This is a genomic window from Acidimicrobiia bacterium, from assembly GCA_035651955.1.
Taxonomy (GTDB): domain Bacteria; phylum Actinomycetota; class Acidimicrobiia; order IMCC26256; family JAMXLJ01; genus JAMXLJ01.
Genome location: DASRES010000069.1, coordinates 16,097 through 30,470 on the forward strand (window position 1 = coordinate 16,097; position 14,374 = coordinate 30,470).

The following is a 14,374-nucleotide window of genomic DNA, read 5'->3' on the forward strand; positions in this document are numbered from 1 at the left end:
TCGGGCGGAGGCGGACACGCATCGTGGTCGTCACCCCGCCGGCTGCAGCAGCTTCTGCAGCATCTGGCGCGCGATCGGCGCCGCGACCCGACCGCCCGTCGCGTCACTGCCGCTGTTGCCACCTTCGACGACGAGCACCGCGACCGCTACGCGCGGCGCCTCGGCCGGCGCGAACGCGATGAACCACGCGTTCGGCTCGGGCTGGCCCTGCACCTGCGCGGTACCCGTCTTGCCGGCGACGGTGACGCCCGGGATCTGCGCGGGTGTGCCCGTGCCGTTCGGCGAGCTCACGACGCTCTCCATCATCGTCGTGACCTGCGCGGTCACGTCGGGCGTGGTCGCGGTCTTCCACGCCTTCGGCTGGTACTTCCGCACGACGCCACCCTGCGCGTCGAGGATCTCGGACATGACGTGCGGCTGCATGATCACGCCGTGGTTCGCGATGCCGGCCGCGACGAGCGCCATCTGCAGCGGCGTCACCGCGATGAACCCCTGCCCGATCCCGGCGAGACCGTAGAAGGCCTGGTTCTGCGCGAACGGCCGGTTGTCCATGTCGATCGACGACACCGCACCCGGCGCGACGTCGAGTGGTGGCGTCTCGCCGATGCCGAACTGATGCATGCCCGGCGGGAACTTGTCGCCCAGCTCGATTCCGACGCGCGCGAACGTCGTGTTGCACGACACGGTGAAGCTCTGCGAGAGCGTGCCGCCGCAATTCTCGTTGCCGAAGTTCGACAGCGTCTTGTTCGAATCCGGGAGGGGGATCTGCGTCACGCTGGGGAACGGTGTGTCGGGCGTGACGGTTCCCGTCTCGAGCCCGACGCTCGTCGTGACGACCTTGAACGTCGAGCCCGGCGCGTAGATCTCGCGGTACGAGCGGGCGAGGTTGGGACGCGTCGGGTCGTTGTTCAGCGCGGTGTAGTACGCGTTCACCGTGGCGCCGTTGTGCGCGGCGAGCGGCTGCGGGTCGAACGACGGGTTCGAGTACATGGCGAGGATGGCGCCGGTGCGCGGGTCGAGCGCGACGACGGAGCCGCGCTGGTTCCCGAGCGCGGCGCGTGCTGTCTCCTGCGCGTCGGCGCGCAGGGTGAGCACCACCGATCCGAACTGGTCCTTGTTGGACAGGATCCCGGCGAAGTTCTTGAGGGACACGCCGAAGTCGCGACCGACCAGCTCGTCGTTGTACGTCGCCTCGACCCCGGTGTTGCCGACGACGAAGGACTGGTAGCCGACGACCTGCGAGAACAGCGATCCCAGCGGGTACTCGCGCTGGAGCTTGAACAGGTCGTTGGACGGAACGGAGCGGGCGACGACCTGACCGTCGGCGGTGCGGATGTCGCCGCGCGGCTTCGAGTAGTCGCGCACGAGACGACGCACGTTGCGCGGGTCGTCGGCGAGCTTCTTCGCGTCGACGACCTGGTAGTAGGTCAGGTTGGCGACGAGCGCGAGCAGCAGCACCACGATGACGATGCCGACCTGACGGATCGTCCGGTTCACGGCACCGCCACCGGAACGGCGCGCGTGTTGGCGGCCGCCTCCGCCTCGGCGACCGTCTCGTCGGATATTCGCAGCAGCAGGGCGATGATGACCCAGTTCGCGACGAGCGACGACCCGCCGTAGGAGATGAACGGCAAGGTGATGCCGGTCAGCGGGATCAGCCGGCTCACGCCGCCGACGATCACGAACATCTGCACGCCGAGGATCACCGACAGGCCCGCGGCGAACAGCTTCGAGAACGGCCGGTCGGTCTGGCGCGCGATGCGGAACCCGGTGCCCACGAGGAGCAGGAACGCGATGACGACGGCGATCGTGCCGATGAGCCCGAGCTCCTCGCCGATCGCCGAGAAGATGAAGTCGGTCGACGCGTTGGGGATCTTCTGCGGGCTGCCGAGCCCGAGGCCCGTCCCCGCGAACCCGCCGCTGCCGAACGCGAACAGCGACTGCACGAGCTGGTAGCCCTTGCCCTGCGACGTGGGCCACGGGTTGATCCACGTCGAGACGCGCACCGTCACGTGGCTGAACATGTTGTACGCCACGACGGACGCGCCGACGAACAGCACGAGCGCCGCGACGAGGTAAGCGGACCGCGCCGTCGCGATGTACAGCATCGCGGTGAACAGCGCGAAGAACAGCAGTGACGAACCGAGGTCCTTGCCCCCCGTCATGAGGAGGATCGCGACCGCCCACGCGAGGACCAGCGGGCCGAGGTGCTTCGGGTCGGGGAGCATCATCCGCCCGATGCGGCGACTCCCGGAGCTCAGCAGCTCGCGCTTCTCGACGAGGTACGCCGCGAAGAACACGACGAACAGCACCTTGGCGATCTCGCCGGGCTGGAACGTGACCGGCCCGACGCGAGCCCACAGGCGCGCGCCGTTCACTTCGCGACCGATGCCCGGTGCGAGCGGCAGCAGCAGGAACGCGATGCCGAGGAACGCGAACGTGTACCGGTACTGCTCGAGGACGCGGACGCGCCGCACGATCACCAGCGTCGCGACGAACGCGGCGATGGCGACGGCCGTCCACACGGACTGCGTCCGCGCGAGGCCCTTGTCGAGCCGCGAGATCATCACGAACCCGATGCCGTTCAACAGGGCGACGAGCGGGAGGAGCGTCGCGTCCGCCCGCGGTGCGAACGCCCGCACCGCGAGGTGCGCGACGGCGAACAGGCCGATGACGACGGCGAGGAGCACCCAGAGATCGGGTGGCAGCGTCAGCTTCTGGGACAGCTCGACGAGCAGGTAGCCGGCGACGCCGATGATGACCGCGAGCAGTCCGAGCCCGAGCTCCGTGGTGCGGCGCCGGCGTGCGACGAGCGACTTCACGGGCCCGACGGGTTGAGCGGCGCGGTCGGGACCGTGGGCGCGCTCGTCGTCGTGGTCGTCGCCGCGACCGCGGCGCGCTCGGCGGCCTTGGACTTCAGCGCGGCGACGTAGCGCTTCGCCTTCGCCTCGTCCGTGAACCTCTTCTTGGCGCTGACGTCGGCGCGGTCCGCGGGTGAGAGGTCGTTCGCCGTCAGCTTCGTGCGCTGCTTCACGGTCGGGTTGAACCCGAGCACGCCGCCCGGCCGGCCCTGGAACAGCGTGACGCGCCCGTTGTCGAAGGCGACGAAGAACGCCTTGCGCGCGTACCAGCCGACCGCGCCGATCGCGACGGCGATGACGACGAGCACGGGCAGCAGCCACAGGACGACGCGGAGGATGCGTCTCGCGGTGCCCTTCGGCGCGAGGCGGATCGGCTCGGGGAGCGGTTCGTCGGGCAGCGCGTCGTCCGCGCGAGGTTCGTGCGCGCCGACCGCGTCGACGACGGACACCACCCCGGTGTCGACCGCGTCGGGCGCGGACGCAGGTGTCGCGCGCGTGATGTCCTCCGGTGCCGCGGCAGTCGTCGCGGCGGGCGTGTCGGTCGCGACCGCCGCGCCCTCCTCCGCGGGGGCGTCGTCGCTCGCCGCGAGGACGACGGCGGTGACGTTGTCCTCGCCGCCGGCTGCGTTCGCGGCGTCGACGAGTGCCTCGGCCGCGCGCGTCGGGTCGTCCTCGCGCCGGAGGATGCGCGCGATGTCGTTGGGCCGGACCATCGACGTCAACCCGTCCGAGCACAGCAGGACGCGGTCGCCGGTCGCGAGGTCGACGTCGTAGACGTCCACCTGCACCTGCTCGTCGACGCCGAGCGCGCGCGTGATGATCGACCGTTGCGGGTGCACGCTCGCCTGCTCGGGCGTCAGGCGACCCTCGCGCACGAGCTCCTCGACGAGGCTGTGGTCCTCGGTGATCTGCACGAGCTCGCCGTCGTGCAGGTGGTACGCGCGCGAGTCGCCGACGTGGCCGACGACGATCGCCTGCCCGTCGCCCGCGACCGCGACCGTGATCGTCGTGCCCATCCCGCGCAGCTCGGGATCGTCGAACGCCTTCGAGAACACGGCGCTGTTCGCGCTCGCGATCGCGTCGGGAACCGGGCGGCCGGACGCGATCGCGGCCCGCAACGCCTCGAGCGCGGTCGCGCTCGCGACCTCGCCGGCTCGGTGGCCGCCCATGCCGTCGGCGACCGCGAAGAGATGCAGACGGTCGTCGACGAGGACGGCGTCCTCGTTGGGCTTGCCCTGGCGGACTCGCCCGACGTCGGTGGCCGCCCCGGCCACGAGCCTCATGCCCCGACCTCGGCCACCGTCTGCCCGAACTGCACGCGGTCGCCGCGTCGCAGACGCGTCGCGACGTCGATGCGCTTGCCGTTGACGAACGTCCCGTTGCGCGAGCCGAGGTCCTCGACGTACGCGCGGCCGTCGCGCGTGAACACGCGCGCGTGCACCTGCGAGACGAACGTGTCGTCGGCCAGCACGACCTGGCACCCGCCGCCGCGACCGACGGTGATCTCGCCGTCGAGCGGGAACACCTCACCGGCGCGCGTCGCAGGTTCGAGGATGTGCAACACCGGTGCGCGCCGGCGTTCCTTGCGCGGCGGCTGGGCGCGCGCCGTCTCGGCCGGCTTGACCGGTGGCTCGACGACGACGCGGTCCGCGCGCAGCTCGGCGACGACGACTCGCACGACGCGGGCGAGGAAGAGGTAGAGGAGCGCGAGGAAGCAGAACTTCAGGACGGTGAGCAGGCTCTCGGTGCTCATACAAGTCCCGCTCTACGAGGCCTCGAACCGAATCTTCGCCGGTCCGACGCCGATCACGTCACCGTCCGCGAGCAGGCGCTCACCAACCGGCTCACCGTTGACCGTCGTGCCGTTGAGCGAGCCGAGGTCGTGGACGACGTAGCCCTCGATGTCCGCCCGGATCTCGGCGTGACGGCGCGAGACCTGCGGATCTGAGATCGGGACCGTGCAGTCCGAGAGGCGCCCGATGACGGCTGGTTCCTCGGACAGCGGGATGCGCCGCCCGTCCGGCAGCACCAGGGATCCGACCCGACCCTGCGGACCCTCCTTGATGACGGCGTGCACGTCCAGCTCGCCGCGCCGCAGGTGGTCGTCGACGACGAGGTCCACGTGGACGGGGCCGAGGAAGTGGTAACCCTCGTCGTGCGCGTGCTCGCGGGCGGCATCCTCGAGCTCGCGTGTGAGCGAGTCGGTGAACGATTCGAACTGGTCGTAGTCCTCGGGGGCGAGGTACACGGTCACGTCGTTGGGCGCGACGGTGCCGCGCACCCCGATCGTCCGGTTCGTGTCGAGCTCGCGGACCATGCGACGAGCGATCTCCACGGGCTGCAGGCCACTCCGGAACGCCTTGGCGAAGGTACCTTCCACGAGCCGTTCGAGCCGTCGCTCGAACCGCTGGAGTCCCATCGCGGGGGAGTGTACCGGCGCCCCGCCGCGGTCCCTGTGGCACGCCCGCCACCACGGTGAGCAGCGAGGAAGGCCCTTGCTAACCTCGTCGACCCGGTGCGTGGCGTCACGCGGTGACGTCCACGCGTGCCACGGGCGAGTGGCGGAATTGGCAGACGCGCAGGATTCAGGTTCCTGTGTCCGAAAGGATGTGGGGGTTCAAGTCCCCCCTCGCCCACACAGGGTTGCCGACACATCTCGGCGATTCCGTCGAATGCAACGCTGGTCGGCGCCCCAACCGACAACGCAGCCACCCGAACCCGACGCGAGGACGAGGATCACGGCTCTGCGTCCTCGCCCAGGGGTTCACCGGCGGGTCTGCATCTTCCACCCGCGCGCAGCCGGATCTCGCCGCGGCCGTCAGCGCGCGGGGCGCCGGAACCGGTGCCTGATGTGCGCGCCGAGGAATATGAAGGCGAGGAGGAAGATGATGACGCCGATCGCCAACAGGTACAGCAGTCCTTTGACGACCGCTCCGATGATGCCGAGCGCGATCGCGGCGATGATGATCAGGAGGAACAGGACCACGATCTCAACCTCCGTTACCGGCGGGCGAGCTTGCGTTCACCCGCGGCTCCCGGTGCGTAGGGCAGCGCGTAGTGCGCGAAGACAGCAGCCTCGTCTCCGGCCGGCAGTTCGCCGTCCATATCGATCGTGGGTGCGTCCTTCACCTGTTTCTTGTGGTAGGCGACGCGAATCCACCCGGGCCCCACGCTCGTGCCCGCGAGCGGCACGAACGCCAGACGGTGGCGGCCGATCATGCCGACCTTCACGGTCGCGAACGCCGGTTCGTCGGTAGTGGTGTCGACATAGACCGCTTCGAGCTCACCGATCTTGTGACCGTCGGGATCGAGCACGTCGCGGTCGCGCCAATCACGGATGTTCTCGGCCTCGAACAACGTGGTGCCTCCGGTGTGGCTGTGGCATCCACTCTTCGCAAGCGCACCTACCCAGCGGCACGCCGCGCGACACGAACCGTCCGCCCGCGCCAGCGGCCGGCGCCCAGGACCCGGCCGGGATCACGCGCTGTCGGCCAGGGATTCTCGGTGTAGCGGCTCGGGTAACGAGCGCACACGCCGAATCGAGCCGCGGGAGACGACAGCCATGCCTGACCAACGCGACGAAGTGACGTACGGCGAGACGCGGGTCGAGCGCGGGAGCGGTGGTGAGACCCATCAGGTCGCCGGTGACGATCGCCCGCGGCTGACCACGCAGCAGGGCGTACCGGTCGCTGATGACCAGAACACCCTCCGGGTCGGCGAGCGCGGTCCGGATGCGCTCGAGGGCTTCCACTTTCGCGAGAAGTTGTTCCACTTCGATCACGAGCGCATCCCGGAGCGTGTCGTGCACGCACGCGGGTTCGGCGCGCACGGTTACTTCGAGAACTACGAGTCGCTGGCCGACATCACGCGCGCCGACCCGTTCCAGGAGGCAGGGTTGCGCACGTCGGCGTTCGTGCGGTTCTCGACCGTCGCCGGGAACAAGGGCTCGTCGGACCTCGCGCGCGACGTACGCGGCTTCGCGGTGAAGCTCTACACGCGCGAGGGGAACTGGGACATCGTCGGCAACAACATCCCGATCTTCTTCATCCAAGACGCGATGAAGTTCCCCGACCTCGTCCACGCCGCCAAGCAGGAGCCGGATCGCGGCTTCCCGCAGGCGCAGACCGCCCACGACAACTTCTGGGACTTCGCGTCGCTCATGCCCGAGTCGACGGCGATGCTCATGTGGATCATGTCGGATCGTGCGATCCCGAGGTCGTTCCGATTCATGGAGGGCTTCGGCGTCCACACGTTCCGGTTCGTCAACGCGCAGGGCACCGCGACGTTCGTGAAGTTCCATTGGAAGCCCAAGCTCGGTCTCCAGTCGGTCGCATGGAACGAGGCCGTGAAGATCAACGGCGCCGACCCCGACTTCCACCGGCGCGACCTGTGGGACGCGATCCGGTCGGGCGCGTATCCCGAATGGGAGCTCGGCCTGCAGCTCTTCGACGACGACTTCGCGGAACGGTTCGAGTTCGACGTGCTCGACGCGACGAAGATCATTCCCGAGGAGCAGGTACCGGTCCGGCGCGTCGGTCGGCTCGTCCTCGACCGCGTCGTCGACAACTTCTTCGCGGAGACCGAGCAGGTCGCGTTCTGCACCCAGAACGTGATCCCGGGCGTCGACTTCACGAACGACCCCCTGCTGCAAGGACGTAACTTCTCGTACCTCGACACGCAGCTCAAGCGTCTCGGCAGCCCGAACTTCATGCACCTGCCCGTCAACGCGCCGAAGTGCCCGTTCGCCACGCTGCAACAGGACGGGCACATGACGACCGTGAACCCGACGCGCCGGGCGAACTACGAGCCGAACTCGTGGGCGGGCGAGGAGGGCGGCCCGCGGGAGGACCCGATCTCCGGTTACCGGACCTGCCCGTCCGTCGAGCGCGGCGAGAAGCGACGGCTCCGTCCCGAGAGCTTCGCCGACCACTACAGCCAGGCCCGCCAGTTCTACACGAGTCAGACTCCGATCGAGCAGAGGCACATCGTCGACGCGTTCGTGTTCGAGTTGAGCAAGGTGGAGACGTCGGCCATTCGGCATCGGATGGTCGCGAACCTCCGCAACGTCGACGAGAAGCTCGCGACCGCGATCGCGGACGGTCTCGGGCTCGCCGAGCTGCCGAAACGGTCGTCGCCGGCACGCGAGCCGATCATGGACCTGCCTGGGTCGCCGCCGCTCAGCATCGTGGGCAACGGGCCCGAGTCGTTCACGGGTCGCAAGGTCGGCGCGCTCGTGAGCGACGGGGTCGACGACGCGCTCCTCGGAGCGCTCGTCGAAGCCGTGGAACAGGAAGGCGCCACGCTCGAGCTCGTCGCGCCGAAGGTCGAAGGTTTCACGACCAGTGACGGGAAGCGCCTCCCCGCGAAGCAGAACATCGACGGCGGACCGTCGGTCCTCTACGACGCGGTCGCCGTCCTGGTCTCGCGAGATGGCGCCGATCAGCTTGCGGGCGACGCGACGTCGAAGGACTTCCTGTCGGACGCGTTCGCGCACTGCAAGTTCATCGGCTACGCGCCGGACGCGGCGCCGTTGCTCGTCGCCGCGGGCGTGGATCCGGCGGCGGACGACGGAATCGTCGCGCTCGACGGCCCTGGCCGTGCTCCGTCGTTCGTTGCGCGGTGTCGGCAGCTTCGCTACTGGGACCGCGAGGGGCTGGTCGACCAGCCCTGAGGTGAGCCGCGGTACCCCGGCGCGTCGGACCGCCGCGGTTCGCGCGGCCGATCCGTGGGCAGGTTCACGCGTACGCGATGAGCAACGACCGACGACGGAGGTACGACGTGCCGAGCAAGGACACCGGCCCTGAGGCCGGCGCCAAAGGGATCGTGGAAGACGTCAAGGGCCGGGCGAAAGAAGCGGCGGGCACGCTGACCGGCAACGACAGGCTGAAGAACGAAGGCAGCGCGCAGCAGGAGAAGGCGGCCGCCGAACGCGAGGTGGCGAGCAAGGAGGCCGCCGCCGAGAAGGCCCGTGCCAAGGCGGAGGCCAAGGAAGCGGAGCAGCGCGCCAACCAGTAGCGCGCGCAGTGCCGAGCGGTTCGGCGTTCGGGTGCACCGCGTGGGTCGCCGCGACGTGCCGTGACCGCACCTTCCGGCCGGGCAACGGCCGACTTGCTGGTGAACGTGATACACGACTGGCCGGATGACGCGCTCCGCCTTCTCGGCTCGGTCGCGTCTCGCCCAGTGGCGCGCTCGCCGGGCGCGCGGGTCGTCGGATCGTCGACGCCGCGCGGACGCGCGCTGGGAACTGGCGACGGGGAGCGTGGGGAACGGCGCCACCGGCTGTGCCCGAACTTGGGCCGTGGCCAGGCGCGACGGCTTGCGTGCGCACTCCACTCACCACGCGACCGCTTGCCGACATCTCGGCGATCCCGTCGACGCAACGCCTGACCGAGCGGCGAACGCGCGGGATGGGCCGCGTCAGCGCGGTGCGGTCGACGCGACCGGCACGACGGCCACGGGAAGGGCGCCCATCCTCGGGATGCCGGTGTACCGGTCGTACTCGACGTCGTTGCGGAACAGGCGGTTGGTGTTCCCGCCGTCCACGCGCGGGTCCTCGTCGTCACCGGGGTTGCCGCCGAAGTTGTGACTGATCGAGACCACGCCGGGGCGCAGGTCGGCGTCGGCCTGGGCGACGCTCGCGATGGCGTCGTACTCGGACCGGATCTCCACCACCTGACCGGCCCGGATGCCGAGGCGGGACAGATCGTCGGGGTGCATGAAGGCGGGGTTGTAGCTGCGGCCCCGCATGAGTCCCGGGATCGTGCGGCCGGTCGAGTTGATCACCCGGTTCTCGCGCCGGGGAACCAGCAGGAACGGTCGCTCGTCGTCGACGCGTACCGTGCGCGCTCGCTCCAGGATCTCGCCGAGCTCGGCGAGCATGTCGGCGTTGCCGACGTCGAGCCGGTCCTCGCAGTCGGGGTCGCCCGGGCCGACGCGCTGGTCGAGGAGCTCGTCGAACAGGTGACCGTGGGGATGACGCTTGACCTCGTCGAGCGGGACATGGGAGCCGCGACACATGATCTCGTAGAGGTCGTCGGTGGTCGGCTCGTTCTCCATGTCGAGCGGCACCACCTGGATGGGGGCCTCGAGGTGGGCTCCGATGCGGCCGAAGACGTTGACGACGTTGAGCGCGAGTCCGAGACGCTGCGCGACCCGGTAGTACAGCTGCCAGTCCTCGATGAGGTCGGAGCCCGCAGGCGGGTCGACGAGCGCCGGCGTGTACTGGGCGTACGGCGCGCGAAAGCCGTAGCCCGGATGGAAGTACTTGATGACCTCGGTCACCTGGGTCATGGACGGCGTCTCGAACGTCATCTTGGTCGCGACCACGTAGTCGGCCATACGGGCGGTGGGTGAGTACTCGACGTCGGTCGTCACGAACAGCTCGAGCGATTGCAGTGCTTCGTGGGTTCTGCGTTGGTCGGGCCAGGCCATCATCGGGCTCCCGCCGACGTTGAGCAGCGCGCGGATCTGTCCGTCACCGGGAAGCAGGATCTCGTCGGCCAGTGCTGCGGTCGGCAGCCCGCCGTTCGTCTGCTCGAGCCCGCGCACGCGCATCTTCTGCCCGAAGCCCAACGCGCGATAGGGCCGGCGCGCCTGGGCCTTGGCGCGGTTCGGGGGCATCAGGACGTTCGGCCGTTCGATGCGATCGCCCTCACGGGCCCACCAACCTCGCACCGACATCAGGCACAGCAGCAGATACGACACGACGCTGGTGCAGCTGGTCATGCTGATCCCGGTGCCGCCGCCGGCGCCGCCACGACGCGCGGTACCGAGTGTGCGGGCCGCCTCAACCAGGTCGTCGATCGACACGTCGGCGTGCCGGGCCACGAGCTCCGGCGTGAACGGCGCGACGGCAGCCTCGAGCCGCTCGACACCTTCGACGTGCCGCCGGATGAAGTCGTGGTCGACCAGCCCCTCGCGCACGATGACATGGAGGAGCCCGGCGACGACGAGGGCGTCCTGTCCGGGCCGCGCCTGCAGGTGGACGTGCGCCCACCGGGCCGTCTCGGTTCGCCGAGGATCGATGACGACGATCTTGGTGCCGCGCTCGACCGCGCGCGCCAGACGCCGCGCGGGATTCTCGGCGAGGAACTGCTTCGAGATGACGGGGTTGGTCCCTGCGAAGAGGAACGCGTCGACGTCGTCGAACGGAGTCCGGCCGCCGAGCCACAGACCGTGCATCGCGTCGGCGATGCGCGTCCCGGGCTGGTCGATCGACGCGGCCGAGAAGACCATCTTGCTGCCGAGCGCGGTGAGGAACGACGCCGCGATGGAACCGAACGCGGGATACGCGGCGCTCGACGTCCCGATGTAGATCGCGACCGCGTTGGGGCCGTGGCGTTCGACGACGTCGCGGATCCGATCGGCGATCTCGTCCACGACCTCGACGCTTCCGATCGGCTCGTGGGATCCGTCGGGACGACGCCGCAGACTGTGCAGCAACCGCTCCGGGTTCGCGTGGATCTCGGGGAGGGCCCGACCCTTCGGGCAGGTGTAGCCCTCGAACAGCGGCGCGTCGCGATCACCGTGCACCGCGACAGCTCGCCCGTCCTCGATCGTCACGACGATCGGGCACATGGCAGTGCACAGCCGACAGGTGCTGGTCTTCGTGATCGTCATGCGACCTCGTAGCTGGCGGCGCGAATCCCGCACAGCGTGCCGCCTGGCCGCCGGACCATCAACTACTCGCGAGTCACGCGAATCAACCCTGCGCGCCCGCGACCACGCGGAAGCTCGCCCGCGCGGTCGTGCCCAGGTTCCCGGTCGCGATCACCTGGTACGTCCCGACGGGGTCGCCGACGGACGGTATGTAGGTCGCGGTCACCGAGCCGTCGTCCGCCGCGAGGTGCGGATGGCCGGTGTACTTGCCCGCGGGCGAGTCGATCTCGAAGACGACGGCCTCGGCCGGCTTCGCGCCGGTGAGGTCGAGCTGGAATCCCTCACCGACGTGCCCCTGCGCCGGTGTCACACGGAGCGCGAGCGCAGCCGGCGGCGGGATCAGGAGCGTCTGGCCCTCGGTCAGGTGGTTCGGATCCGCGAGACGGTTCAGGAAGATGATCGTCGCCGGCGACGTCCGGAAGCGCTTCGCAACGCTCGTCAGCGTGTCGCCGCGCTGCACGCGGTAGCTGATGAGCGGGGCCGTCGTGGTCGTCGTCGGTCGTGTCGTCGTGGTCGTCGCCGGCCGGTGCGTACGGGCGCGCCGCGCGGAGTGCGCGCCGGTGGCACAGCCGGTCGGCATCGCCACGCACGCCACGACGACGATCACGCGGACGACGGCTCTGATGCCCGGCGACCCTAACCGCGGCAACCGGTCGTCCGTTCGAGCGCCGCGCGTGGGCAGACGCCTCGGACCCACGTTCGTGAGCCCGACCTCCCGCCTACGATCCGCCCGTGCCCGACCTCGTGACGACGGCCGATCATGTCGCTGCGGCCGAGATCGCGACGGCCGCAGGTGAACTGCTCCTGCGCGTGCGCGCGAGCGGCGCGACGGGCGGCGAGCTCAAGGCGGCCGGGGACCTCGCGTCGCAGGACCTCATCGCGCGTGAGCTGCGCGCACGGTTTCCGGACGATCCGGTGCTGTCGGAGGAAGCCGTTGACGACGTCGCCCGTCTCGACAGCAGGCGTGTGTGGATCGTCGACCCGCTCGACGGCACTCGCGAGTTCTCGGAGCCGCCGCGTGACGACTGGGCCGTGCACGTCGCTCTCGCGGTGGACGGTCACGCGGTCGTGGGCGCGGTCGCGCTGCCCGCGCTCGACGTGACGTTCACGACTGCGTCGCCATCGTCCGTTCCGCCGCGGCCGGAGCACCCGGTCCGTCTGGTCGTCAGCCGGACGCGTCCCACCGAGCACGCGCGCTTCCTGGCCGATCGGCTCGACGGCGAGCTCGTCCCGATGGGCTCCGCGGGCGCCAAGGCGATGGCCGTCGTGCGCGGCGACGCTGACGTGTACGCGCACTCGGGCGGTCAGTACGAGTGGGACTCGGCCGCGCCCGTTGCGGTCGCCGCCGCGGCCGGGCTGCACGTGTCGCGCATCGACGGCGCACCACTCGTCTACAACCGCGCGGATCCGTGGCTGCCGGATCTGCTCGTCTGCCGGCCCGAGCTCGCGGAGACCGTGATCGCGGCGATGCGCGAAGCGACGTCGTAACCCGCGCTCAGCAGTGTGGAACCGTCGTTGACGTCGTGCTCGTGCCCGCCGTCGTGTCGGTCGTCGGCGGACACGTCGTCGTCGTGGTCGTCGTCGTGTCGGTCGACGGTGGCGTGGTCGTCGGGGGAGTGAATGTCGTGGTCGTCGTCGACGACGTGCCGTCACCCGGTGACGTGATGACGAGCGGCGTCGGGTCGGTGATCACGGGAGACCCCGATCCCGCTGCCTGCGGCTGGAGGTTCGGCGTGCTCGCCGAGGTGGTCGACGGTGTCGAACGTGCTCGCGCGGCTGAGTGCGGCGTCGCCCGCCGGGGGTTCGCGCTCGCCGTGGTCGTGCTCGCCGGCTCGGGGCTCAGCCCCCCGCCTCGGCTACCGCTCGGTGGCGTCGTCGTCCCGTGCGGTCCGGCGGCGCGCGCGGTGGAGGGGTAGTGCGACGACGTCGACACCCCGAGCGACGTCCCGATCGCGAACACCGCGACGACGACCGCAACGACGACGGCGGCACCTGCGGCGACCCGCCGGCGCACCTCGCGTTGGCGGGTCCGGTGCTCGATCCGCGCAACGAGACCGTCGGACGGCACGTAGCCGCGCTCGACGTTCGCGAGCCCGCGGCGCAGGGCGTCCTCGAAGCTACTCATCGCTGCTTCCGACCAGTGCGCGGAGTTGCGTGAGTCCGCGTGCGCAACGCGACTTCACGGTCCCGGTCGGGACGCCGAGCAGTGTCGCGACCTGCTCCTCGCTCATGTCCTCGTAGAAGCGCAGCACGATCACGGCACGCTGTGCCGCGGGGAGCCGTCGCAGCGCGGGCTCGAGCAGCTCGCGCTCCTCGACGTTGCGATGCGGCGACGTTCCCTCACGCCAGTCGACGCGCTGGCGTTGCTCCTCGCGACGTTCGAGCAGCCGTCGTCGCAACCCGCCGCGCACTTGGTTGACGACCGCGGTGCGCAGGTACACCGGCGGGTTCTCGACGTGACCCCTGCGGAACCGCGGCCACACCTTCGCATACGCCTCGGACACCGCGTCCTCGGCTTGCTCACGATCGCTGCACAACAGGTACGCGAGGCGCGCGAGACGCTCGTGGTACGTCGCGACGAGCGCGGCGAACGCCGCGTCGGGACCGGCCTGGACGAACGACGTCGTGGTCTCGTGCGCGACAGCCTGCACACCGGAACCCGTGTCCTCGAGTGCCATGCGCGGCCCTGCCGTCTCGAAGAACGTCCTGCCGGCCGCACAGGCTAGAGACGCGTGAACGAGCGTGCTCGTTCCCCGAATCGCGCGGAACCTTCCGGGCGACCAGCGCGTCGAGAGGGGTGCCGGAGCGGACAGGGCAGGGGTCCGCTCCGGCCGCGTCGGGGGCGAGGGGGCAGC

Annotated in this window: 14 protein-coding genes and 1 tRNA gene; 5 read left to right on the plus strand and 10 right to left on the minus strand. The window is 70.1% G+C overall.

The window, feature by feature from the left end; genetic code table 11:
- Nucleotides 1-30: 30 nt before the first annotated feature.
- From VFC33_14400 to VFC33_14420, 5 genes are read right to left on the minus strand one after another with little or no spacing between them, the layout of a single operon-like run.
- On the minus strand, nucleotides 31-1,497 hold the full coding sequence (locus VFC33_14400; protein ID HZR14430.1) for a penicillin-binding transpeptidase domain-containing protein: 1,467 nt from the start codon (nucleotides 1,495-1,497) through the stop codon (nucleotides 31-33).
- Complete coding sequence (locus VFC33_14405; protein HZR14431.1) at nucleotides 1,494-2,822, minus strand: putative peptidoglycan glycosyltransferase FtsW; 1,329 nt, start codon at nucleotides 2,820-2,822, stop codon at nucleotides 1,494-1,496. The genes VFC33_14400 and VFC33_14405 overlap by 4 nt, the downstream gene beginning before the upstream one ends.
- Entirely contained in the window at nucleotides 2,819-4,144 is a 1,326-nt protein-coding gene (locus VFC33_14410) for a Stp1/IreP family PP2C-type Ser/Thr phosphatase (protein HZR14432.1), read from the minus strand. The genes VFC33_14405 and VFC33_14410 overlap by 4 nt, the downstream gene beginning before the upstream one ends.
- Nucleotides 4,141-4,614: an FHA domain-containing protein gene (locus tag VFC33_14415; protein HZR14433.1), complete on the minus strand. Its 474-nt coding sequence runs from the start codon at nucleotides 4,612-4,614 to the stop codon at nucleotides 4,141-4,143. The genes VFC33_14410 and VFC33_14415 overlap by 4 nt, the downstream gene beginning before the upstream one ends.
- Before the next feature lie 12 nt (nucleotides 4,615-4,626).
- Complete coding sequence (locus VFC33_14420) at nucleotides 4,627-5,280, minus strand: DUF3662 and FHA domain-containing protein (protein ID HZR14434.1); 654 nt, start codon at nucleotides 5,278-5,280, stop codon at nucleotides 4,627-4,629.
- Between the two features lie 133 nt (nucleotides 5,281-5,413).
- On the opposite strand from VFC33_14420, the gene VFC33_14425 reads away from it, so the two are divergent.
- Nucleotides 5,414-5,497, plus strand: a tRNA-Leu gene (locus VFC33_14425).
- Between the two features lie 182 nt (nucleotides 5,498-5,679).
- Here the strand turns inward: VFC33_14425 and VFC33_14430 are convergent.
- Complete coding sequence (locus VFC33_14430) at nucleotides 5,680-5,847, minus strand: hypothetical protein (protein HZR14435.1); 168 nt, start codon at nucleotides 5,845-5,847, stop codon at nucleotides 5,680-5,682.
- Between the two features lie 14 nt (nucleotides 5,848-5,861).
- Entirely contained in the window at nucleotides 5,862-6,218 is a 357-nt protein-coding gene (locus VFC33_14435) for a PRC-barrel domain-containing protein (GenBank protein HZR14436.1), read from the minus strand.
- Nucleotides 6,219-6,423: 205 nt separating this feature from the next.
- Between VFC33_14435 and VFC33_14440 the strand changes: the two genes are divergently transcribed.
- A complete protein-coding gene (locus tag VFC33_14440) occupies nucleotides 6,424-8,532 on the plus strand; it encodes a catalase (GenBank protein ID HZR14437.1) in 2,109 nt (702 codons plus the stop codon).
- Nucleotides 8,533-8,609: 77 nt separating this feature from the next.
- Nucleotides 8,610-8,876, plus strand: coding sequence for a CsbD family protein (locus tag VFC33_14445; GenBank protein HZR14438.1), 267 nt, complete (start codon nucleotides 8,610-8,612; stop codon nucleotides 8,874-8,876).
- A gap of 402 nt (nucleotides 8,877-9,278) precedes the next feature.
- Here VFC33_14445 and VFC33_14450 read toward each other — a convergent pair whose 3' ends face one another.
- Nucleotides 9,279-11,480, minus strand: a complete 2,202-nt coding sequence (locus VFC33_14450) for a molybdopterin-dependent oxidoreductase (GenBank protein ID HZR14439.1) — start codon at nucleotides 11,478-11,480, stop codon at nucleotides 9,279-9,281.
- Between the two features lie 82 nt (nucleotides 11,481-11,562).
- Complete coding sequence (locus VFC33_14455; GenBank protein HZR14440.1) at nucleotides 11,563-12,099, minus strand: LysM peptidoglycan-binding domain-containing protein; 537 nt, start codon at nucleotides 12,097-12,099, stop codon at nucleotides 11,563-11,565.
- 152 nt (nucleotides 12,100-12,251) lie between these two features.
- Here VFC33_14455 and VFC33_14460 point away from each other — a divergent pair, with 152 nt between their 5' ends.
- Nucleotides 12,252-13,007: a 3'(2'),5'-bisphosphate nucleotidase CysQ gene (locus tag VFC33_14460; GenBank protein HZR14441.1), complete on the plus strand. Its 756-nt coding sequence runs from the start codon at nucleotides 12,252-12,254 to the stop codon at nucleotides 13,005-13,007.
- A gap of 35 nt (nucleotides 13,008-13,042) precedes the next feature.
- Nucleotides 13,043-13,435 carry a hypothetical protein gene (locus tag VFC33_14465; protein ID HZR14442.1) on the plus strand — a complete coding sequence of 131 codons (393 nt, stop codon included), beginning with the start codon at nucleotides 13,043-13,045 and terminating at the stop codon, nucleotides 13,433-13,435.
- Between the two features lie 201 nt (nucleotides 13,436-13,636).
- Here the strand turns inward: VFC33_14465 and VFC33_14470 are convergent, their stop codons facing one another.
- Nucleotides 13,637-14,197 (minus strand): SigE family RNA polymerase sigma factor, encoded by a 561-nt coding sequence (locus VFC33_14470; GenBank protein HZR14443.1) that lies wholly within the window; start codon nucleotides 14,195-14,197, stop codon nucleotides 13,637-13,639.
- Between the last annotated feature and the right edge of the window lie 177 nt (nucleotides 14,198-14,374).